The sequence below is a fragment of the Streptomyces sp. NPDC034099 genome (assembly GCF_055575415.1).
The window spans coordinates 53,686-74,107 of the sequence record NZ_JBVISR010000020.1 but is presented as its reverse complement, the minus strand read 5'-3'; the positions used below and the strand labels follow the sequence as shown (position 1 = coordinate 74,107).

19 protein-coding genes are annotated in these 20,422 nt (G+C 72.1%); 10 read left to right on the top strand and 9 right to left on the bottom strand.

Annotation, left to right across the window (positions count from 1 at the left end; genetic code table 11):
- Window positions 1-45: 45 nt before the first annotated feature.
- On the bottom strand, window positions 46-192 hold the full coding sequence (gene mmpA, locus ACZ56V_RS36360; RefSeq protein WP_467384181.1) for a morphogenic membrane protein MmpA: 147 nt from the start codon (window positions 190-192) through the stop codon (window positions 46-48).
- A 168-nt stretch (window positions 193-360) separates the two neighbouring features.
- Between mmpA and ACZ56V_RS36355 the strand changes: the two genes are divergently transcribed.
- Window positions 361-555, top strand: a complete 195-nt coding sequence (locus tag ACZ56V_RS36355) for a hypothetical protein (protein WP_356371419.1) — start codon at window positions 361-363, stop codon at window positions 553-555.
- Here ACZ56V_RS36355 and ACZ56V_RS36350 read toward each other — a convergent pair.
- Complete coding sequence (locus tag ACZ56V_RS36350; protein ID WP_398917743.1) at window positions 543-1,244, bottom strand: endonuclease V; 702 nt, start codon at window positions 1,242-1,244, stop codon at window positions 543-545. The two genes, ACZ56V_RS36355 and ACZ56V_RS36350, sit on opposite strands and share 13 nt — an antisense overlap.
- A gap of 43 nt (window positions 1,245-1,287) precedes the next feature.
- Here ACZ56V_RS36350 and ACZ56V_RS36345 point away from each other — a divergent pair, with 43 nt between their 5' ends.
- Complete coding sequence (locus tag ACZ56V_RS36345) at window positions 1,288-1,584, top strand: YciI family protein (protein WP_398917741.1); 297 nt, start codon at window positions 1,288-1,290, stop codon at window positions 1,582-1,584.
- A gap of 10 nt (window positions 1,585-1,594) precedes the next feature.
- Here ACZ56V_RS36345 and ACZ56V_RS36340 read toward each other — a convergent pair whose 3' ends face one another.
- Window positions 1,595-1,924, bottom strand: a complete 330-nt coding sequence (locus ACZ56V_RS36340) for a plasmid stabilization protein (RefSeq protein WP_398917740.1) — start codon at window positions 1,922-1,924, stop codon at window positions 1,595-1,597.
- Between the two features lie 72 nt (window positions 1,925-1,996).
- Complete coding sequence (locus ACZ56V_RS36335; RefSeq protein WP_468947872.1) at window positions 1,997-3,109, bottom strand: WD40/YVTN/BNR-like repeat-containing protein; 1,113 nt, start codon at window positions 3,107-3,109, stop codon at window positions 1,997-1,999.
- 259 nt (window positions 3,110-3,368) lie between these two features.
- Here ACZ56V_RS36335 and ssgD point away from each other — a divergent pair, with 259 nt between their 5' ends.
- Complete coding sequence (gene ssgD, locus ACZ56V_RS36330; protein ID WP_127895932.1) at window positions 3,369-3,785, top strand: spore wall synthesis regulator SsgD; 417 nt, start codon at window positions 3,369-3,371, stop codon at window positions 3,783-3,785.
- Window positions 3,786-3,818: 33 nt separating this feature from the next.
- Here the strand turns inward: ssgD and ACZ56V_RS36325 are convergent, their stop codons facing one another.
- On the bottom strand, window positions 3,819-4,490 hold the full coding sequence (locus ACZ56V_RS36325; RefSeq protein WP_468947870.1) for a GOLPH3/VPS74 family protein: 672 nt from the start codon (window positions 4,488-4,490) through the stop codon (window positions 3,819-3,821).
- A gap of 300 nt (window positions 4,491-4,790) precedes the next feature.
- On the opposite strand from ACZ56V_RS36325, the gene ACZ56V_RS36320 reads away from it, so the two are divergent.
- The 4 genes from ACZ56V_RS36320 (at window position 4,791) to ACZ56V_RS36305 (ending at window position 10,767) form a co-directional block, all read left to right on the top strand.
- Entirely contained in the window at window positions 4,791-6,425 is a 1,635-nt protein-coding gene (locus ACZ56V_RS36320) for an ABC-F family ATP-binding cassette domain-containing protein (protein WP_398917734.1), read from the top strand.
- Between the two features lie 10 nt (window positions 6,426-6,435).
- Complete coding sequence (locus ACZ56V_RS36315) at window positions 6,436-8,694, top strand: ATP-binding cassette domain-containing protein (RefSeq protein ID WP_468947867.1); 2,259 nt, start codon at window positions 6,436-6,438, stop codon at window positions 8,692-8,694.
- 114 nt (window positions 8,695-8,808) lie between these two features.
- Window positions 8,809-9,585, top strand: coding sequence for a dimethylargininase (gene ddaH / locus ACZ56V_RS36310; protein WP_398917730.1), 777 nt, complete (start codon window positions 8,809-8,811; stop codon window positions 9,583-9,585).
- Between the two features lie 207 nt (window positions 9,586-9,792).
- Window positions 9,793-10,767: an acyl-ACP desaturase gene (locus ACZ56V_RS36305; RefSeq protein ID WP_356371684.1), complete on the top strand. Its 975-nt coding sequence runs from the start codon at window positions 9,793-9,795 to the stop codon at window positions 10,765-10,767.
- Between the two features lie 145 nt (window positions 10,768-10,912).
- On the opposite strand, the gene ACZ56V_RS36300 is transcribed toward ACZ56V_RS36305, so the two are convergent.
- Window positions 10,913-11,158 carry a WhiB family transcriptional regulator gene (locus tag ACZ56V_RS36300; RefSeq protein ID WP_356371707.1) on the bottom strand — a complete coding sequence of 82 codons (246 nt, stop codon included), beginning with the start codon at window positions 11,156-11,158 and terminating at the stop codon, window positions 10,913-10,915.
- 191 nt (window positions 11,159-11,349) lie between these two features.
- Between ACZ56V_RS36300 and ACZ56V_RS36295 the strand changes: the two genes are divergently transcribed.
- Window positions 11,350-12,135 carry a VOC family protein gene (locus ACZ56V_RS36295; RefSeq protein WP_467384173.1) on the top strand — a complete coding sequence of 262 codons (786 nt, stop codon included), beginning with the start codon at window positions 11,350-11,352 and terminating at the stop codon, window positions 12,133-12,135.
- 138 nt (window positions 12,136-12,273) lie between these two features.
- Here the strand turns inward: ACZ56V_RS36295 and ACZ56V_RS36290 are convergent, their stop codons facing one another.
- Together ACZ56V_RS36290 and ACZ56V_RS36285 are read right to left on the bottom strand one after the other, a co-directional pair.
- A complete protein-coding gene (locus ACZ56V_RS36290; protein WP_468947866.1) occupies window positions 12,274-13,317 on the bottom strand; it encodes a LacI family DNA-binding transcriptional regulator in 1,044 nt (347 codons plus the stop codon).
- A gap of 119 nt (window positions 13,318-13,436) precedes the next feature.
- Complete coding sequence (locus ACZ56V_RS36285; RefSeq protein ID WP_398917724.1) at window positions 13,437-14,483, bottom strand: multicopper oxidase domain-containing protein; 1,047 nt, start codon at window positions 14,481-14,483, stop codon at window positions 13,437-13,439.
- Between the two features lie 200 nt (window positions 14,484-14,683).
- On the opposite strand from ACZ56V_RS36285, the gene ACZ56V_RS36280 reads away from it, so the two are divergent.
- Window positions 14,684-17,161: a ThuA domain-containing protein gene (locus ACZ56V_RS36280; protein ID WP_468947864.1), complete on the top strand. Its 2,478-nt coding sequence runs from the start codon at window positions 14,684-14,686 to the stop codon at window positions 17,159-17,161.
- Between the two features lie 14 nt (window positions 17,162-17,175).
- Window positions 17,176-19,365, top strand: coding sequence for an OmpL47-type beta-barrel domain-containing protein (locus ACZ56V_RS36275; RefSeq protein ID WP_468947862.1), 2,190 nt, complete (start codon window positions 17,176-17,178; stop codon window positions 19,363-19,365).
- A gap of 28 nt (window positions 19,366-19,393) precedes the next feature.
- On the opposite strand, the gene ligD is transcribed toward ACZ56V_RS36275, so the two are convergent.
- Window positions 19,394-20,419 (bottom strand): non-homologous end-joining DNA ligase, encoded by a 1,026-nt coding sequence (gene ligD, locus ACZ56V_RS36270; RefSeq protein ID WP_398917720.1) that lies wholly within the window; start codon window positions 20,417-20,419, stop codon window positions 19,394-19,396.
- Window positions 20,420-20,422 lie beyond the last annotated feature (3 nt).

Below are 20,422 nucleotides of genomic sequence, written 5' to 3'. Positions count from 1 at the left end.
CGGGCCGTTCGGGAGGAGTGCGGCGGCGGTGCGGCGGTGCGGGGCTCAACCGGACCATCCGGCGATCGTGTAGATCATCCCGCCGAGCCAGGCCAGCCCCGCGCCCACCGCCAGCACCAGCCCGGCGACCACGCCCCGCTCGACGGGGCGGCCGGGCCGGGCCGAGTACTTGGGTGCGTGGTGTGTCGTCATGCCGTCCACCCTGCCGGGCCGCGGGCGGCGGCACATCCGTACGGGTACTCAGATCCCTCTGAGCGCACGGATCGGCCCATTTGAGACTTTCAGGGCGCCGCGCTCGACATGAGCGGACCTCGTGCGCGGCAAAGTGCCAAAAAGGACTTCAATGAAACCCTTGAAGGCATGAAGTTCCTTCTCGAAGTCACCATGGACGAGGGCGCGCTCGCCGAGGACCCCGCGGGCGAACTGCAGCGGATCCTGCGGTACTGGGGCGGCAACCTGAAGCACTACGCACTGCGGCCCGGCGACGGTTCGGCGGTCCACGACTCGGCGTACCGGGAGGTGGGCCGCTGGAGCATCGCGGATCAGGCCGGGTAGGCGGCGTTCCGCAGGGCCGCGCGGCACAGGGCGTCGGCCCTGCGGGTGGTCTCCGGCAGCCGGTGGGCGGGCGTCAGGGCCAGGGTGTGGGAGCAGGCGTTGCCGAGGCTCACCCGGTGCCCGACGGAGACGAAGACCGGCTTCACCCGGTCGCGAGTGCGCACCGCTCGCCCGACCTCCTCCGCTCCGGCGAGCAGCGGGGACGTACTGCCGCGCCGGGTGTCCGGGGCGTCGTACGTGAAGGTGAACGGGTTCTTGGCCACGCCGATCGTGGGCAGGCCGGTGAGCACGCCCAGGTGGCTCGCGAGGCCGAAGCGGCGCGGGTGGGCCAGCCCGTACCCGTCGCACACGACCAGGCCGGGCGGGCAGGGCAGCGCCTCCAGGGCGGCGAGCACGGCCGGGATCTCCCGGAACGCCAGCAGACCGGGCACGTACGGGAAGGAGATCCGCCCGAGGGCCGTGGCCTCGGCGACGACGGCGAGGGTCCCGGCGTCCAGCACGACGGCCGCCGCGGCGACGACGTCGCGTTCGTCGTCGTAGGCGACGTCCACGCCGGTGACCCGGCCGGTGCCGGGCGGCGGGCCGGACTCGTCGAGCACCACGCGGGCGCGCAGTTCGTCCTGGACGGCGCGGGCCCGCTCCTCGGTCGTGGGCCAGTCTGCGGGGAGCTGCGCGGTCACGGTCGTCATGGTGGCCGCAAGCCTAACCGGAGCGCGGAGTAGGCTCGCGATCATGTTCGTACTGGAGCTGTCCTACACCGCCCCGCTCGAAGCCGTCGACGCCGTGCTGCCGGACCACGTGGTCTGGCTCGACGGGCTGTACGAGCAGGGCGTGTTCGTGGCGTCCGGACGCAAGGAGCCCCGCGACGGCGGGGTGATCCTGGCCGTCGCGGGGGACCGTGCGCGGATCGAGGAGATCACCGCGGGCGACCCGTTCGTCCGGGCCGGCGTGTGCGAGTACCGCGTCACCGAGTTCATCGCCACGAAGACGGCGCCCGCGCTGGAGCGCTACCGGGAGACGCTCGGCTGAGGACCGCGGCTCACTTGCCGAGCGCCTGGCGCAGCTCGCCCTTGTTCATGCTCGAACGCCCGTGGACGTCTCGGCGCTTGGCCTCTTCGTACAGCTGGTCGTAGGTGGGCCCCTGGGGTCCCTGCCGGTTCCCGGACCGCCGGCCGCCGCGCTTGCTCGGCGACATGTCCTGCGTCGAGGTGCGGCTGGCGGTCTTCGACTCGCCGGACTGGGCGCGCTCCTTGTTCACCGTCCGCGCCGCGATCTCCTCGGCGCGGCCGGTGCTCTCGCCGCGGTCCTTCGCGCTCTTCTTGATGTGCTCGTACTGCCGCTCCCGCTTGGAGCTGGAACCGCTCGGCATGTCAGCTCACTTCCTCTCACGTTCAGCGAACGGTTACCCACGTTACGGACAAACACCCCTGCCCGCCCGGCGTCAGCGCTCCAGCCGGGCGACCCGGCCCTGCTCGCCCGCGGCCCAACAGCCCAGGTCCGGGGTGCAGTCCACGGTGTCGTAGGACCCGGTGTCGACCGTCCGCCAGGTGTGGCCGCCGTCCGTGGTGAGGTCGGTGCCGGTGGGACCGACGGCGAGGGCGGCGCTGCGGCTGTGCGGGAGCCAGGCGACGCCGGAGCGGTAGTCGGGCGGCGGCCGGTCGGCGGGACGCCAGGTGCGGCCGGTGTCGGCGGTCCGGGCGGCGGCCCGCGGGGAGGCCTGGTCGGGCCGGTAGTCGCCGCCGACGGCGAGGCCGTGGGCGCGGTCGCGGAAGGCGAGGCCGAAGACGCCGCGGGCGGGGTCGCCGGCCGGGACCGGTGCGTCCGCGGCCGTCCAGGTGAGCCCCCGGTCGGCGGAGTGCAGCACGCGCGCGCGTGCGGCCCCGCCGGTGGCCAGCCACACGTCCCTCGGCCCGGCGGAGACCAGGCACTGGCCACTGGCCGCGAACCCGGCCTCCCCCGCCTGCGCGGCCGGCATCCCGGCGGCGGGCAGCACCTTCCAGGTGCGGCCGCCGTCGCTGGTCGACAGGATGCGGAACCTCCCGTCCACCGGGTCGCTCATGGCGAGGCCGTGGCGGCGGTCGAAGAAGGTGAGGCAGTCGTAGAAGGCGTGCGCGTCGGTGTTGCGGAAAGACTCGGTCCAGGTCGCCCCGCCGTCCTCGGTGCGGTAGACCCGGGACGCCTCGCCCTCGCCGATGGACAGGGCCACGGCCCGGCGGGCGTCGAACGCCTCGATGTCCCGGAACTCCAGTTCACCGGCGTCGGGAGGGGAGACGTCGCGCCAGGTGCCGCCGTCGGTGGTGCGCAGCACCGTGCCCCCGGTACCGGCCACCCAGGCGGTGTGCCGGCTGACGGCGGCGAGCCCCCGGAACCGGACGTCAAAGACCCCGGTGTCCTGCACGTCCCACTGCGGCCGCTGGTGCGCCTGGGCGGGTACGGCGGTCAGCGCGGCCAGCGCCGCCGCGCAGACCGCCCCCGCGAGCGCCGCCCTCCCCGTACGCCTGCCGCCGGCTCGAACGGACCGTACCGTGCGTCGCGTGCTTCCCAAGCGCCTCATGGCGGGCGAAGCTAGCCCACGGCCCGCGCGCCGTCCAGAGGGCCGCGCCCGCTCGCGCGCGTGGTGCGAGGCGTGCCCACAAGTGCCCCGCGGGGCACGGGAGGAGAGGCGTGTCACTCCTGATCGTTCCCGGGCATGAACGCGGTGACAGAGGTCACTCGCTCGTCGTGTGCACGGATGGGCTGATTCCGACGTCTCTTCCAGTGCCCGGCCCGCACCACCCGCGAAGCCCGTCCAGCCGTCACGAGGGAGCAAGGCGTTGTCCACCGTCATCGATCAGCCCGTCGAGGCGCGTCTCGTCGCCGCCGCGCCGCGTATGCCGAACATCCCCGCCACCCTGCACTACGACCGCGCCGACCCGTTCGCCGTGCGCATGACCTTCCCGGCCCCGGCCACCCTGGAGGGCGTGGAGGTCTGCTGGACCTTCTCCCGCGAGCTGCTCATCGCCGGGATGCGGGAGCCGAACGGCCACGGCGACGTCCGGGTGCGCCCGTACGGTTACGACCGCACGGTCCTGGAGTTCCACGCGCCCGAGGGCACCGCCGTGATCCACGTCCGCTCGGGCGAGCTGCGCCGGTTCCTGCACGCCGCCGGCGAGCTGGTGCCGGTGGGTCTGGAGCACCTCCAGCTGGACCTGGACCACGAGCTGGCGGAGCTGATGCGCGGGAGCTGCTGACCCTCCCCCGGCTCGCGCGGTGACGGACGGCGCTCAGCCGCGCGCCGACGCGGGTGCCCGCGCGCCCTCGTCGCTCACCGCGTCCCACACCTCGCTCACGACCTTCCGCATGCCGGGTGCCGCACTCGCGCACCGGCGGGCCAGCTCCGTGACCCGGTCCCGTCCGCGCACCCCGCTCACCGTGCCCTCCGGGACACCCAGTCCGGCGGCGGCCGCCAGCGCCGCCAGGGCCGCGTCCCGCTCGGAGACCTCCCCGGCCGGCGCCGGCCCCTGGAGGACCAGGCGCGCCTCCTCCCGCAGCGCCCGCGCCACGGCGGCCCGCGCGAGCACGTACTCCACGGACGGGAACACGCCGAGCACGCGCTTCTTCTCGGCCCGCAGGTACCCCTCGGCCACCAACTGCTCGCGCACGGCTTCGAAGGTGACCCGGGCGTGCAGCCGCACCCAGGTGCGCCACCGGTGCGGCAGCGACTCGCGGACGAGTTCGAGCAGCCCGTCGAGGACGGCGTCCCCGGTGCGGGAGTCCAGGTCGGCGGGGGTGGCGATGCCCTCGTCGTCGGTGAGCAGACCACGCTGGGCCAGTTCGGTGAGCGCGCCGGCGCGCACCAGGTGGTGGACCCGGGCGGTGTCGGCGGCGGTGGGCCCCGCGGGGTCCCAGGCCAGCAGGCAGAGCCGGGCCGGCAGTGAGAGCGAGCCGTTGGGCACGGGGGCCTCCTCGGGGTCCGCGTAAATGCGTTGACAGGCCAACCGGGTCTTTTCTAGGTTCGACATCGCTTCTGTTGCCGCCGATTGGAGAAGGACGTTGCTCGTCTGAGGTCCTGAGACACCGCGTCACACGTATCTCACGTGTGCCCGCCGCGTGCGACCTCGGCGTCAGAGCCGTCCCAGCCTCCTGACGGAGCAGGGCTTCCTTCGTGCCCTCCCCCCGTCCGACGGCGGCCGCCCGCTTCCGGTGTCTCGATACGCGTTTGCCCCTGACCGCTTCGAGCAACCGCGGAGACCCGTATGTCACATTCCCCCACTTCCCTCACGTGTACGTCCCTGTCCTTCGCCTGGCCCGACGGCACCGCCGTCTTCGAGGGGCTCGACGTCGCCTTCGGCCCCGGCAGGACCGGGCTCGTCGGCGTCAACGGAGCGGGGAAGTCCACGCTGTTGAAGCTGATCGCCGGGCGGCTCACCCCGGCCGACGGCACCGTCCGGGTGGCCGGCGAGGTGGGCTACCTGCCGCAGAACGTCACGCTCGACACCGCGCTGCGGGTCGACGAGGCGCTCGGCATCGAGGCGCGCCGGGCCGCGCTGCACGCCATCGAGGCGGGTGACGTGAGCGAGGAGCACTTCGAGACCGTCGGCGACGACTGGGACGTCGAGGAACGCGCCCTCGCCACGCTCGGCGAGCTGGGACTGGGCCACATCGGCCTCGACCGCACCGTCGGCGAGGTCTCGGGCGGCGAGTCGGTGCTGCTGCGGCTGGCCGCGCTGCTGCTGCGCCGGCCGGACGTCCTGCTCCTGGACGAGCCCACCAACAACCTCGACGTCTACGCCCGCCGGCGGCTGTACGCGGCCGTCGAGTCCTGGCCGGGCGTGATGGTCGTGGTCAGCCACGACCGCGAGCTGCTGGAACGGGTCGACCAGATCGCCGACCTGCGTTCCGGCTCGGTCACCTGGTACGGCGGCAACCTCACGGCGTACGAGGAGGCACTGGCCGTGGAGCAGGAGGCGGCCGAGCGCATGGTGCGGGTCGCCGAGTCGGACCTGCGCAGACAGAAGCGCGAACTGGCCGACGCCCAGGTCGTCCTGGCCCGGCGCAGGCGCTACGGGCAGAAGATGTACGACACCAAGCGCGAGCCCCGGGCGGTGATGAAGCTGCGCGCCCGCACGGCCCAGCAGTCGGCCGGCAAGTACCGCGTCATGCACGAGGAGAAGCTCGCCGAGGCGAAGGAGCGGCTCGACGACGCGGTGGAGGCGGTGCGGGACGACGACGAGATCCGTGTCGACCTGCCGTACACGGCCGTGCCGCCGGGCCGGACCGTGCTCACCCTGCGGGAGCTTGAACTGGCCCACGGCGCCCGCGTGAGGGGCGGCCTCGATCTGCACGGTCCCGAGCGGATCGCGCTGGTCGGGCGCAACGGCGCGGGCAAGACCACGCTGCTTCGCACCGTCGCCGGGGAGCTGGCGCCGGTGGCGGGCGAGGCGACGGCGCACGTGCCGCTGCGGTTCCTGCCGCAGCGGCTCGACGTCCTGGACGGCGAGCTGAGCGTCGCGGAGAACGTGGCCCGGTTCGCGCCGGGCGCCACCAACAACCGGATCCGGGCGCGGCTGGCACGCTTCCTGTTCCGGGGCGCCCGCGCCGACCAGCAGGCGGCGACGCTGTCCGGCGGCGAGCGCTTCCGAGCGGCGCTGGCGGCCCTGATGCTGGCCGAGCCCGCGCCGCAGCTGCTGATGCTGGACGAGCCGACCAACAACCTGGACCTGGCGAGCGTGCGGCAGCTCACCAGCGCGCTGGAGGCGTACGAGGGGGCGCTGATCGTGGCCAGTCACGACCTGCCGTTCCTGGGGTCGCTCGGCATCACGCGCTGGCTGCTGTTCGAGGAGGGAGAACTGCGGGAAATCACGCCAGAAGCTGTCGGGTATCCCGCCTAACGTCCCTCGCATGAGCGAGTTCATCAGCATCACCGGGGCCAGGGAGAACAACCTCCAGGACGTCACCCTCCGCATCCCGAAGGGCCGGCTGACCGTGTTCACCGGCGTGTCGGGCTCGGGGAAGTCGTCGGTCGTCTTCGACACGATCGCGGTGGAGTCGCAGCGCCAGCTGAACGAGACGTTCACCTGGTTCGTGCGCAACCGGCTGCCCAAGTACGAGCGGCCGCACGCGGACGCCCTGGAGGACCTGACCCCCGCGATCGTCGTCGACCAGCGGCCGGTCGGCGGCCACTCCCGCTCCACGGTCGGCACGATGACCGACATCCACTCGGTGCTGCGGGTGCTGTTCTCCCGGCACGGCACCCCGAGCGCCGGAGGGGCGACGGCGTACTCCTTCAACGACCCGTCGGGCATGTGCCCCGGCTGCGACGGCCTGGGCCGCAGGGTGCAGCCCGACTGGGACCGGATCCTGGACCCGGCCAGGTCGCTGGCCGGCGGAGCGGTCCGCTTCCCGCCGTTCGCGGCCGGGACCTGGCAGGGGCAGGCCTACACCAACACGGAGGAGCTGGACACCGGCAAGCCGGTCGGCGACTTCACGGAGGCCGAGCGTGCCTTCCTGATGCGCGGGCGGCCCGGCAGCAAGGTCACCGTGAACGGCTCGGGCGGGACGTGGAGTTCCGACTACGAGGGGCTCGCCGACCGGTTCGAGCGGCTGTACCTCAAGCGGGACCTGTCCGGCATGAGCGAGAAGACCCGGGATCTCGTGCGCGGCTTCCTGGTCGAGGCCCGCTGCCCCGACTGCGGCGGGGCCCGGCTGAACGCGGCCGCGCTCGCCTCCCGGATCGACGGGCACTCCATCGCCGACTGCTCGCGCATGCAGATCACCGACCTGATCGCCGTACTGAGGGAGATCGACGACCCGGTGGCCCTGCCCGTCGCCGCCGCGGCGGTGGCCGCGCTGGAGCGGGTGGAGGCGATCGGCCTCGGCTACCTCAGCCTCGACCGGGAGACCGCCACCCTGTCCGGCGGCGAGGGGCAGCGGCTGAAGACCGTGCGGCACCTCGGGTCCAGTCTGACCGGGATGACGTACATCTTCGACGAGCCCAGCGTCGGACTGCACCCGCGGGACGTCGGACGCCTGGGCGACCTGCTGCTGCGGCTGCGCGACAAGGGCAACACGGTGCTGGTGGTCGAGCACGACCCGGACGTCATCGCGCTGGCCGACCACGTCGTCGACATGGGGCCGCGGGCCGGTGCCGACGGCGGCCGGGTGGTGTTCGAGGGGACGCCGGACGAGCTGGCCGCGTCGGACACGCTCACCGGGCGGTGCCTGGGGCGGCGTACGGCGGTGAAGGAGACCGTGCGGACGGCGACCGGTGAGCTGTGGGTCAAGGGCGCCGACCGGCACAACCTGCGGGAGGTGACGGTGGCGTTCGCGACCGGGGTGCTCACCGCGGTCACCGGAGTCGCCGGGTCGGGCAAGAGCACGCTGGTCGCCGAGCTGACCGCCGCCCACCCGGACGCCGTGGTCGTCGACCAGTCGGCCATCGGCATCTCGGCCCGCTCCACCCCGGCGACGTACCTCGGGATCATGGACACGGTGCGGAAGGTCTTCGCGCGGGAGACCGGTGCCGAGCCGGGGTTCTTCAGCTTCAACTCGGCGGGGGCCTGCGGAACCTGCGAGGGGCGCGGGATCATCCACACCGACCTCGCCTTCATGGACCCGGTGACGACCACCTGCCACGACTGCGAGGGGCGGCGCTTCCGGGAGGAGGTGCTGCGGCTGACGGTCGACGGCCGGTCCGTCGCCGACGTGCTCGCGATGACCGCCGACCAGGCCCTCGGCTTCTTCTCCGACACCGGCGTACGCCGCAGGCTGCGCGCCCTGCGCGACGTGGGCCTCACCTACCTCACCCTCGGGCAGCCGCTCTCCACGCTCTCCGGGGGCGAGCGGCAGCGCATCAAGCTGGCGACCCGGCTGCACCGCACCGGCGCCGTCTACGTACTGGACGAGCCGACCACCGGACTGCACATGTCGGACGTGGCGGGGCTGCTCGCCCTGCTGGACCGGCTGGTGGACACCGGCAACACGGTCGTGGTGGTCGAGCACAACCTGGACGTGGTGGCGCACGCCGACCGGGTGATCGACCTCGGCCCGGACGGGGGGCGGGACGGCGGCCGGGTGCTCTTCGAGGGCACTCCGCGCGAGCTGCTCGCGGCCCGCGGCTCCAGCACCGCGGAGCATCTCAGGAGGGCTACGAGGGGCTGACGGGGGTTCCGTCCGCACAGGTCCCCGCTGCATGATGGCGAACCGGTGCCCCGTCACGGGCGCCGCCCCTCCGGCGCCCCGCACGCCGGTCCGCGCCGATGCGAAAGGTCCCGCGTGCCCAGCAAGAAGGCCCTCGTCCGCCGCCCCGGCCCCCGGCTCGCCGAGGGGCTGGTGACGCACATCGAGCGGGAGAGGGTCGACCACGACCTGGCCCTGGAGCAGTGGGACGCCTACGTGGAGGCACTCGGAGCGCACGGCTGGGAGACGCTGGAGGTGGACCCGGCGGACGACTGCCCGGACTCGGTCTTCGTCGAGGACACGGTCGTCATGTACCGCAACGTCGCGCTGATCACGCGGCCCGGCGCCGAGTCGCGGCGCGCGGAGACGGCCGGCGTCGAGGAGGCCGTGGCCCGGCTCGGCTGCTCGGTCAACTGGATCTGGGAGCCGGGCACCCTGGACGGCGGCGACGTCCTGAAGATCGGCGACACGATCTACGTGGGGCGCGGCGGACGCACCAACGCGGCCGGCGTCCAGCAGCTGCGGGCGGCGTTCGAGCCGCTGGGCGCCCGGGTGGTGGCGGTGCCGGTGAGCAAGGTGCTGCACCTGAAGTCGGCGGTCACCGCGCTGCCGGACGGGACGGTGCTCGGGCACATCCCGATGACGGACGTGCCCTCGCTGTTCCCCCGCTTCCTGCCGGTGCCGGAGGAGTCGGGGGCGCACGTGGTGCTGCTCGGCGGGAGCAGGCTGCTGATGGCGGCGAGCGCGCCGAAGACGGCGGAGCTGCTCGCCGACCTCGGTCACGAGCCGGTGCTCGTCGACATCGGGGAGTTCGAGAAACTCGAGGGCTGTGTGACGTGCCTCTCGGTCCGGCTGCGGGGGCTGTACGCCTGAACACGGTCCACCGGGCGTCCGTACGGCCCCGGACCTGCGCGTCTCGTGGGCCTTGCCGGGTACCGCCGGACGGCAGCTGATCAGCGACCTTTACGGCGTCTTTAACCTACGGTCTCGTAACCTACGGTTTCGTAGCCTACGATCCCGTAAGTTCCCGGCACCGCTCGCCGGCGCACCGCACTGTCGTACGTCCCCCTGGAGTTATTCGTGACGATCGTCTCCCCGCACCTCGGCACTTCCGCAGAATGGACCGACGCCCGGCTGCTGTACGCGCTGGAGGAAGTGGTCGAGAAGGAACTCAACCGGCATCTGCAGGTCGCCAAGGACTGGATGCCGCACGAGTACGTGCCGTGGAGCGACGGCCGGAACTTCCCGGGGATCTTCGAGGACGGCGAGGCCTGGGAGAAGGGCCAGTCCAAGGTCACCGACATCGGCCGGATCGCCCTCGTGGTGAACCTCCTGACCGAGGACAACCTCCCCAGCTACCACCACGAGATCGCCAGCCTCTTCGGCCGCGACGGCGCCTGGGGCACCTGGGTGCACCGCTGGACCGCCGAGGAGGGGCGGCACGGCATCGTGATGCGCGACTACCTGCTCGCCTCGCGCGCGGTCGACCCGGACCAGCTGGAGCAGTTCCGCATGGCCCACATGAGTGAGGGCTTCGAGTCGGACAACCGGCACTCGATGCTGCACTCGGTGGCGTACGTGGCCTTCCAGGAGCTGGCCACCCGCATCTCGCACCGCAACACGGGCCACCAGTCCGGCGACCCGGTCTGCGACCGCATGCTGGCCCGCATCGCGACCGACGAGAACCTGCACATGGTCTTCTACCGGAACCTGCTCAAGGCGGCCTTCGAACTGGCACCCGACCTGACGATGCAGGCGGTCCGGGACGTGGTCGTCAACTTCCGGATGCCCGGTCACGGCATGCCGGGCTTCGAGCGGGCCGCCGCGCAGATGGCGATCGGCGAGGTCTACAACCTGCGCATCCACCACGACGACGTGATCCAGCCCGTGCTGCGCTTCCTGAAGATCATGGAGATCGACGGCCTCGGTCCCGACGGGCAGGCGGCCCAGGAGGAGCTGGGGCTGTACATGGGCGGGCTGGACGCCGAGGCCGCCAAGTTCGACGAGAAGCTGGCGGCGCGCAAGGCCCGGATGGCGGCCCGCGCGGCGGGCTGACCCCACCCGGCCACCACGCACCCCTCGCCGCCCCCGCGCCCCCTTCCGCGCGGGGGCGGCGTCATTCGTGAACCGTCGCGCTCAGATGCGGCTCGGGCGTGGGGCTCTGGCGTACAGCTCAGGCGGTAGGGCTCCGGCGGGCGGCTCAGGATGTGGTGCGTCGCAGGGCCAGGCGCTCCTTCTCCGACAGGCCGCCCCAGACGCCGAAGCGCTCGTCGTTGCTCAGCGCGAACTCCAGGCAGGTCGAGCGGATCGGGCACAGGGCACAGATCCGCTTCGCGTCCCGTACGGAGCTGCCGGGCTCGGGGAAGAAGAAGTCGCCCCCGGTCTGCGCGCACAACGCCTCCTCCTGCCAGCTGAGGTCGGGCGTCGCGGTGGTCTCGATGTGCATGCGCAGCAGCGTGCCGGGCGGTGAAAAACGTTCGATCAACGCGGTATCAACACCGTGCGTCCGCCACCCCCAGCCGATCAGATCGTCCTCCGCCGCGCACGGCGGCGCACGGCGGCGCGCGGAAGCGGTTGTCAGTGGTCGGTGGAAGACTCGTCAGAGCAGGCAACGGGACCCTTCCGAGGAGGGCGATCATGCTCACCACCCGTTTCGTCACCGGCGCTCCGAACTGGCTGGACGTCGGCACCTCCGACCTCGACGGCGCGACCTCCTTCTACGGTGGCCTCTTCGGCTGGCGGTTCCGGTCGGCGGGGCCGGACGCCGGGGGCTACGGCTTCTTCGAGCTGGACGGCCGGATCGTGGCCGGCGGCATGGGCACGACACCCGAGCAGGGCCCGCCGTCCTGGACCGTGTACTTCCAGGTCCCGGACGCCGGGGCCGCCGCCAAGGCCTCCGAGCAGGCGCACGGCGGTGTCCTCGTGCAGCCGACGGAGGTCATGGACCAGGGCACGATGGCGATCCTCGCCGACCGGGCCGGGGTGCCGTTCGGCCTCTGGCAGCCGGGGCGGCGCGCCGGACTGGACGTGGCCGGCGAGACGGGCGCGCTGTGCTGGGTCGAGCTGCACACGGCGGACATCGCGGCCGCCGCCGCGTACTACCGTGCGGTGCTCGGCCTGGAGACCTCCGCGGTCTCCTTCCCCGGCGGCTCCTACACCTGCGTCAATCCGGCCGGTGAGGGCGAGGAGGCGATGTTCGGCGGCATGGTGCCGCTCGCCGAGGACCCGGCGGGCACGGACGCCGGGTGGCTGCCGTACTTCGCGGTTGACGACGCGGACACCGCGGTCGCCCGGACCGCGGAGCTGGGCGGCACGGTGCGGATGCCCGCCGCGGACATCGAGGGCGTCGGCCGCATCGCCCACCTCGCCGACCCGTACGGCGCCCGGTTCGCGGTACTGAGGCCGGCGCCGCGCCAGGGGTAGGGCACGGAGCCCGCCCGGCGCCCACACGCACCCGTCGCCCGGCCCCCGAGACCGCCCCGGCCCGCCCGACACTCCGGACCCCGGCCGAGCGCAGCGATCCGGCCGGCCACGCGGCTGGGGACGCCGTGGCGCGACCGCTCACGCGGTGGCGCGGTGGACCAGGGTCGTCGGCAGGATCACGCCGGGCGGGGAGGGGGGCTGTGCTTCCGCGTCGTCGGGCGTCCCCCCGTCCAGGCCCCGCAGCAGCAGGCGGGCCATCAGCCGGCCCATCCCCTCGATGTCCTGGCGCACGGTGGTCAGCGGCGGGTCGGTCTCCTCGGCGACGGGCAGCATGTCGTCGAAGCCCACCACGGCCACGTCGTCCGGCACCCGCCGCCCCCGCTCGCGCAGCACCCGCAGGGCGCCCGCCGCGGTGAGGTCGTTGGCCGCGAACACGGCGTCCAGGCCGGGGCACCGGTCGAGCAGTTCGCGCATCGCCCGCTCACCGCCGCCCGAGGTGAAGTCCCCCCGCGCGATCAGCCCCGGGTCGGCGTCGGCCCGTACGTCGCGGAAGCCCTCGAGCCGGTCGGCCGCGGAGGTCTGGTCGAGCGGGCCGGTGATGTGCGCGATGCGGGTGCGGCCGAGCCCGGCCAGGTGGTGGACGGCCGAACGGGCGCCGCCGCGGTTGTCACTGTCCACGTAGACCACGTCGTCCCGCCCGTCGTCCCAGTCGGGGCGCCCGCCGAAGACGGTCGGCACCCCGGCGCTGCGGACCAGGCCGGGCAGCGGGTCGTGCAGGTGCAGGGAGAAGACGAGGGCGCCGTCGACGTGTCCGCCGGCCAGGTAGCGCCCGACGCGGGCGTGGTCCTCGCGGCCTTCGGTGAGGAGCAGCACGAGCTGGTTGTCGTGGGCCGTCAGTTCCTTGCTGATGCCGCGCAGTTGCTGGGCGAAGTAGGGGTCGGCGAAGACCCGTGTCTCCGGTTCCGCGGCGACGACGGCGACGGCCTGGTGCCGCCTGGTCACCAGGGAGCGGGCGGCCTGGTTGGGCACGTAGCCGAGTTCCTCCACCGCGCGCCGGACCCGCTCGGCCAGCGCGTCCCGCACCCCTTGGGCACCGTTGACCACGCGGGACACGGTGGCCCGTGAGACCCCGGCGCGCTCGGCCACGGCCTCGAGCGTGGGGCGCGGCGCGGTCTCGGACACGGGCGACTCCTCCTCGGCGGCTGCGGCACAGGATAGCGGCAGGCCGCGGCGCGGGAGGGAGCGCTCTCGGGGCGGGGAACGTGCTGGTGCGGGGGCCGGGTCCCCCACCCGGTGTCGGCTCAGTGCTCGTGCTCGTGTTCCTGCGCCGGTGCCTCGGCGGCCGGCGCCCCGCTCTCCCCACTCGCCCCGCTCTTCGCGGCCGTCCCGCCGTGGTCGTGCGGCTCGTACCCGGGGATGGTGCCGTCCGGCTTCTTCACCAGGAACAGGCCCACCATCCCCATGTCGGAGTGGCTCTGCACGTGGCAGTGGTACATCCACGCCCCCGCGCCCACCCCCTCCCCCGCGATGATCTGGAAGCCGAAGGAGTCCGCCGGGCCGGTGATCTTGTTGTCGATGACCCGGCTCGGGTCGTCGGGGCCGGTGAGCAGGCCGGTGCGGTTGTCCGCCCAGCGGTGACCGTGCATGTGGAAGGTGTGGTAGTACTCGCCGTGCGTGATCATGACGATCTCGACGCGGTCGCCCACGGTGGCCTCGAAGTCGGGCCCGGTGTGCGGCTTGCGGTTGTTGATGGTCATGTCGTTGAAGACGATCGTGTGCGTGGCGTCCGGCAGCACGTCGCCCTTGCGGCGCACGATCACGGGGCCGTACAGGCCGTTGCGGATGCCCCCGGTGCCGTGCTCGGTGCCGACGACGTGGTCGTGGTAGTGCCAGTAACCCGCGCTGCCCGGCCGCCAGGTGCCGTCGTCGCGGCGTCCGGGTTTGTGGGTGCGCCAGGTGTAGGTGCGGGTACCGCCCGGCTCGACGTCGCTCTTGTTCATCGCGGTGCCGTCGCTGGAGATCTCGTAGTCCAGGCCGTGCACGTGCAGACTGGCTCGCACGTCCATGGTGTTGGTGAACTCGATGTGCACCGTGTCGCCCTCGTTCAGCTCGATCAGCGGGCCCGGGACGGAGGCCTTGCCCTTCTCGAAGCCGTAGCCCATCTGCCCGTCGGGCAGCTTCTCGGCGTACATCCTGAGGTGTCTCACCTCGCCCCCGGCCGGTGCCGTCCTCGCGGTGACCTCCCTGGCCGCGGGTGCCGCGCCCGCGACCTCGGGGGCGACGGACAACGATGTCGCGGCGGCAGCGCCGCCCAGCAGTACCCGTCGGTTGAAGCCTCGCCTGTCCATGCCGAACTCCCCACGCCGATACGGAATGTGCGCAGACCCAGGACCTGATTGGCTGTGATGAGCCTGTGGGACCGTACCGGTTGCCGCCGTGTTTATCCACACTCAGGACAAAGTTCGTTCGATCCCGGTCATACCTATTGGCGTACCGCGCAAAGAGGTCTAGCTTCCTTGGCGCTGCTGCCGTGACCGAGGAGGTGCCCATGCCCTTAAGAGGGTTGAGCGCGAGAAGGAAAGGCTGGGCGGCGTGCGCCACCGCCGCTTTCGTCGCCGCGGGACTGCTGGCCGGCCCTGCCGCCAGTGCACGTCCGGCGCCGGACCCATCCCTGACAACGATGTCGATCAAGTCGCCGCCCGGCGGCGCCAACGTACGGGTGCTGATCTTCTACGGTTCCGCCGCGGCCGGGGACGAGTCACCGGTGGTGAACGCCGGTATCGCGGCCATCGAGCGGATCGGTCTTTCCGGGCCCGCCAAGGAGCAGTTCGCGGTCGAGGCCACGGACAACGCCAACGTCTTCACCAACGAGAAGAAGCTCGGCCGCTTCAACGCGGTCGTGTTCCTGACCGGCGGCGGTGACATCCTGACGCCCGCTCAGGAGGCGGGCCTGGAGGCGTACATGGAGGCCGGCGGCGGGTTCGTCGGCGTGCACGACGCGGCCCGCGCGGAGCCGTATTCGGACTGGTTCACCGGTCTGGTCGGCGCCCGCCCGGCCGCCGGCTCTCCGGCCAAGGTCCAGCGGGCCACGGTCGAGGTCGGCGACCGTCGGCATCCGGCCACCAAGGACCTGCCGCTGGAGTGGAAGCGCCCCGACGAGTGGCTGAACTGGCAGAAGAACCCGTCCGGTGAGGTCCACACCGTGGCCCGGGTGCGCGAGTCGACGTACGCGCCCGGGACGAGCGCCAACGGGCCGGACCACCCGGTCAGCTGGTGCCGGGACTACGACGGGGGCCGGTCGTTCTACACCGGCATGGGCGGCACGGTGTCGTCGTACGACGAGACCGACTTCCGCACCCATCTGCGCGGCGCCCTCCTGTGGACGACCCGCCTGTCGCAGGCCGACTGCAAGGCGACCATCAACGCCAACTACAAGGCCGAGCGGCTCACCGACCCCAACCAGCCCGGCCAGAACGACCAGATCGGCGAACCGCACGGCCTGGTCACCGCCCCCGACGGCCGCGTCTTCTACATCGGCCGCGGCGGCACGGACTCCTCCCACCCCGTGGTGACCGACTGGAACGACCCGAACGTCGGCAAGGGCACGGGCGAGATCCACGTCTGGGACCCGAAGACCGACAAGGTCACCCTCGCCGGTGCGCTGACCGTCTTCGGCAACAAGGGCGGCGGCGACGAGCTGACCAAGGTCGAGGAGGGCCTGCTCGGCATCGAGCTGGACCCGCGCTTCGAGGAGAACGGGTGGGTGTACCTGCACTACACCCCGCACTCGCAGATCAACCGGGACACCCACATGGCCGAGCGGCGGGTCTCCCGCTTCACCCTCGACCGGGCGACCAACAAGCTGGACCTGGGCAGTGAGAAGGTGCTGCTCAAGTGGCCGGTGCAGATCCACAGCTGCTGCCACGCGGGCGGCGGGATGGCCTGGGACTCCAAGGGGAACCTGTACATCGCCACCGGTGACAACAACTCCAGTGGCTTCAGCGACGGTTACTCCGGCAACAACCCGCAGCCCAACTTCAAGGGCGTGTCCTTCGCCGACGCGCGCCGCACCGCCGGCAACACCAACAACCTCAACGGCAAGATCCTGCGCATCCACCCGGAGCCGGACGGGACGTACACGCTCCCGGAGGGCAACCTCTTCACCGGCAAGGAGACCGCCGAGGGCGGTGGCAAGACGCGCGGCGAGATCTACGTGATGGGGGTGCGCAACCCGGCGCGCATCTCCGTCGACAAGAAGACCGACACCCTCTACGCGGGCTGGGTGGGCCCGGACGCCGGCGCCCCGTCGACGACGTGGGGTCCGGCCAAGTACGACACGTTCGCCACCATCACCAAGGCGAGCAACCGCGGCTGGCCGTACTGCATGGGCAACAAGCAGCCGTACCGGGACCGGAACCTGCCGGACCCGTCGAAGCCGCTGGGCTGGTACGACTGCGACCACCCGAAGAACGAGTCGCCGAACAACGACGGCCTGGTCAACCTGCCGCCGGTGACCGGCAACAACATCTGGTACTCGCCGCAGGGGGGCGGTCCCGACTTCCCGCGCGACGAGAACGGTGTCCCGTCGTACAAGCAGGACGAGGCCGTCTACCGGCTGCCCTGGCTCAAGGGCGGCGGCCAGGCCGCGATGAACGGCCCGGTCTACCGCTACGACGCGGACAGCACCAGTGACACCAAGTGGCCCGCGTACTGGGACGGCAAGTGGTTCGTCGGTGACTTCTACGACGCCGACCAGCCGCGCAACGCGGTGCTGATGGATCCGAAGACGCAGGGCGACGGCGGTCTGCCGGTGCACTCGGAGTCCCTGAAGAAGATCGTGCCGATCGGCAACGACGGCATCAAGAACCTGATGGGCTGGAAGTTCGGCCCGGACGGCGCGCTGTACGTCCTGGACTACGGCCGCGGCTTCTTCACCTCGGACTCCAAGTCGGCCCTGTGGCGGGTCACCTACGAGGGCGGCGGCCCGACGCCGGCCGCCGGACAGCTGGCGAGGGGGACCGAGTGATACGCCAACGAAGAATGTGGGCCGCGCTGCTGGCCGGCCTGCTGATGGTGCTCGGACTGCAGGCGACGTCCGCCTCCGGGCAGCCGGCGGCGACGCCCACCGCGGCGGCCGCCGACCAGGTGCTGACCTGGACCGCGGGCGACGACATCACCAAGTACACGTCGGCGCCGGAGACGGCGGTGGCCGGACCGGCCACGATCGTCTTCGAGAACAGTGAGGCCACCGGCAACACCACCGGCATGCCGCACACGCTGACGTTCATGACCAGCGATCCCGCCTACAACCAGGACGTCCAGCTGAACATCCTGGCCAACCCGAACGACGCCGAGGGCGGAAAGCACACCGCCGAGGTCACCCTCACGCCCGGCAAGTACATGTACCACTGCACGATCCCGGGCCACGGCCAGATGACGGGCGTGCTCGTGGTCACCGAGGGCGGGGGCGGCGAGGACACCACGGCGCCCGCGACCTCGGCCGAGGTGGGCGGCACGCAGAACGCCGACGGCGCGTACGTCGGTTCCGCGACCGTGAGCATCGCCGCCACCGACGAGGGCGGCTCGGGCGTGGAGCGGATCGAGTACGCGATCGGTGCCGACGGTGCCTGGCAGCCGTACACCACGCCGGTCGTCGTCGACCAGGTCGGTGAACACGTGGTGCGCTACCGGGCGTTCGACAAGGCGGGCAACGCCGCCGAGGAGAAGAGCGTCACCTTCGCGGTGGCCGCGCCGGACACCGACGACACGACCGCGCCGGAGACCTCGGCGACGGTGAGCGGGGAGAAGAACGCGGACGGAGCCTACATCGACATGGCGACGGTGACCGTCACCGCCTCCGACACCGGTTCCGGCGTCAACACCATCGAGTACGCGGTGGGCGACGGCGCCTGGACGGCGTACACGGCGCCGGTCATGGTGCACGAGGTGGGCGAGCACACCGTGCGCTACCGGGCCACCGACAAGGCGGGCAACGTCGCCGCGGAGAAGAGCGTCGCCTTCACCGTGGCCGCCGCTCCCCCGCAGGACACCACCCCGCCGGTCACCGGCGCGACCGTGGACGGCACCAAGAACTCCGACGGCGCCTACGTCGGCAGCGCGAAGGTGACCGTGAACGCCACGGACGAGGGCGGTAGCGGTGTCGCCGGTGTGGAGTACTCGCTGGACGCCGGGCCCTACCTGGCGTACACCGACCCGGTGGTCGTCGACCGCGTGGGCCGGCACACCGTGGCATACCGGGCGAGCGACAAGGCGGGCAACACCTCCGCGCCGCTGACCGTGAGCTTCTCGGTGGTGGCCGGCGGGGTGCCGGCGCCGCCCTGCCCGGAGTACGACGAACGCCTCACGGTGATCGTCGGCACGGTCGACTCGGGTGTGCCGAACCGGGTCACCAACAACCGGTGCCGGATCAACGAGATGATCGAGGACGAGAAGGAGTGGACGTCCCAGGCGCTGTTCCTCAAGCACGTCCGTGAGGTCATGGACGGCCTCCTGGACGAGGGCGTCGTCGACAAGCGGGAGTACCGGGCGATCAACAAGGCCGCCAAGCAGTCGAAGATCGGGCTGCCCGGCCAGACCGAGGGCTACCGCACGATCATGGACGGCAGCCAGGAGTCGTTCGCCAAGTGGGAGCAGGTGGGCGGCGGTTCGTTCGGGCTGAACCCGGACGGGTCGATCACGTCCAGCACCAGCACGCCCGGCATGGGCATGCTGTGGTTCCCCGAGCGCAAGTACGGCGACTTCTCGCTGAAGCTCCAGTGGCGTGACGACGCGGCGGGTACGGCGAACACCAACGGCGGCGTCTTCGTACGCTTCCCGCAGGTGCACGACCACCCGGAGGAGTCGCGTCCGGAGTGGGTCGCCATCAAGTACGGGCACGAGATCCAGGCGTTCGACAGCCCGACCGGCGACATGTACAAGTCCGGTTCCGTCTACGGCTTCGACCGGGTCGGCCTGGCCGGCGCGGGCGTCACCGAGAAGGGCACCTGGAACGACTACGAGATCCGGGTGGTGGACCAGCACTACTCGGTCTACCGCAACGGTGTGCTGATCAACGAGTTCGACAACTTCGGCGGGCAGACCTTCTACCCCGAGCGCTCGGACGACCCGGGCACGGACGGGCGGCGGTACTCCTCCGGCTACGTCGGGCTGCAGGTGCACAGCACGTCGGACGTGATCTCGTACCGCGACGTCCGGATCAAGGACCTGTAAGGGCCTTTGGGAATCGGAGCGTTGGGGCTCAGTCCGGGCCGGGAGCCTTCTTCCTGGCCCGGCTGGGCTGGACCCGGCTCGGCTCGCCCGGCATCTTCGGATACTCGGGCGGGTAGGGCAGGTCACCCAGCCCGTGATCGTGCTCGTCCTTCGTCGCCAGCTCCAGCAGGGCGTCGAGGGAGTGTCTCGTCTCGTCCATGCCCGCGTGCACGTCGCCGAGTTCGGCGAAGCGCGCGGGCATGGTCGTGATGTCGAAGTCCCGCGGGTGCGCGACGCCCACCTCGTCCCAGGTCAGCGGCGCGGAGACCGGGGCATGGGGGCGGGGCCGCACGGAGTAGGCAGAGGCGATGGTGCGGTCGCGGGCGGTCTGGTTGTAGTCGATGAAGATGCGCTCGCCGCGCTCCTCCTTCCACCACTTGATGGTGACCTGCTCGGGCATCCGCCGTTCCATCTCCCGGCCGACCGCGATGGCGGCGCGCCGCACCTGGGTGAAGGTCCAGCGCGGCTCGATCGGTACGAAGACGTGGATGCCGCGCCCGCCGGAGGTCTTGGGCCAGCCGCGCAGACCGCCGAACTCCTCCAGCACCGCGCGCAGTTCGTGGGCGGCGCGGGCGGCGTCGTCGTAGTCGGTGCCGGGCTGCGGATCGAGGTCGATGCGCAGTTCGTCGGGGTGGTCGACGTCGTCGCGGCGGACCGGCCAGGGGTGGAAGGTGAGGGTGCCGTACTGGGCGGCCCACAGCACGGCCGCCTCCTCGGTGGGGCACATCTCGTCGGCGCTGCGTCCGCTGGGGAAGGTGATGTGCGCGGTCGGGATCCAGTCGGGCATGCCCTTGGGCGCGCGCTTCTGGTAGAACCACTCACCGGTGATGCCGTCCGGGTAGCGCTGCAGGGTGGTGGGCCTCTCGCGCAGCGCACGCAGGACGCCGGGGGCGACGGCCTGGTAGTAGCGCGCCACGTCCAGCTTGGTGTACCCGCGCTCCGGAAAGAACACCTTCCCCGGGCTGGACAGCCGCACGCTCCGCCCACCCGCCTCCAGCTCCACCGCTTCCGCCATGCG

Coding starts and splice junctions, on each gene's coding strand:
- ACZ56V_RS36275 (WP_468947862.1), top strand. CDS start 17,176: ATGTGGGCCGCGCTGCTGGCCGGCCTGCTGATGGTGCTCGGACTGCAG.
- ACZ56V_RS36340 (WP_398917740.1), bottom strand. CDS start 1,924: ATGCCGAGCGGTTCCAGCTCCAAGCGGGAGCGGCAGTACGAGCACATC.
- ACZ56V_RS36315 (WP_468947867.1), top strand. CDS start 6,436: ATGAGCGAGTTCATCAGCATCACCGGGGCCAGGGAGAACAACCTCCAG.
- ACZ56V_RS36345 (WP_398917741.1), top strand. CDS start 1,288: ATGTTCGTACTGGAGCTGTCCTACACCGCCCCGCTCGAAGCCGTCGAC.
- ACZ56V_RS36300 (WP_356371707.1), bottom strand. CDS start 11,158: ATGCACATCGAGACCACCGCGACGCCCGACCTCAGCTGGCAGGAGGAG.
- ACZ56V_RS36350 (WP_398917743.1), bottom strand. CDS start 1,244: ATGACGACCGTGACCGCGCAGCTCCCCGCAGACTGGCCCACGACCGAG.
- ACZ56V_RS36320 (WP_398917734.1), top strand. CDS start 4,791: ATGTCACATTCCCCCACTTCCCTCACGTGTACGTCCCTGTCCTTCGCC.
- ligD (WP_398917720.1), bottom strand. CDS start 20,419: ATGGCGGAAGCGGTGGAGCTGGAGGCGGGTGGGCGGAGCGTGCGGCTG.
- ACZ56V_RS36285 (WP_398917724.1), bottom strand. CDS start 14,483: ATGGACAGGCGAGGCTTCAACCGACGGGTACTGCTGGGCGGCGCTGCC.
- mmpA (WP_467384181.1), bottom strand. CDS start 192: ATGACGACACACCACGCACCCAAGTACTCGGCCCGGCCCGGCCGCCCC.
- ACZ56V_RS36295 (WP_467384173.1), top strand. CDS start 11,350: ATGCTCACCACCCGTTTCGTCACCGGCGCTCCGAACTGGCTGGACGTC.
- ACZ56V_RS36355 (WP_356371419.1), top strand. CDS start 361: ATGAAGTTCCTTCTCGAAGTCACCATGGACGAGGGCGCGCTCGCCGAG.
- ACZ56V_RS36280 (WP_468947864.1), top strand. CDS start 14,684: ATGCCCTTAAGAGGGTTGAGCGCGAGAAGGAAAGGCTGGGCGGCGTGC.
- ACZ56V_RS36335 (WP_468947872.1), bottom strand. CDS start 3,109: ATGAGGCGCTTGGGAAGCACGCGACGCACGGTACGGTCCGTTCGAGCC.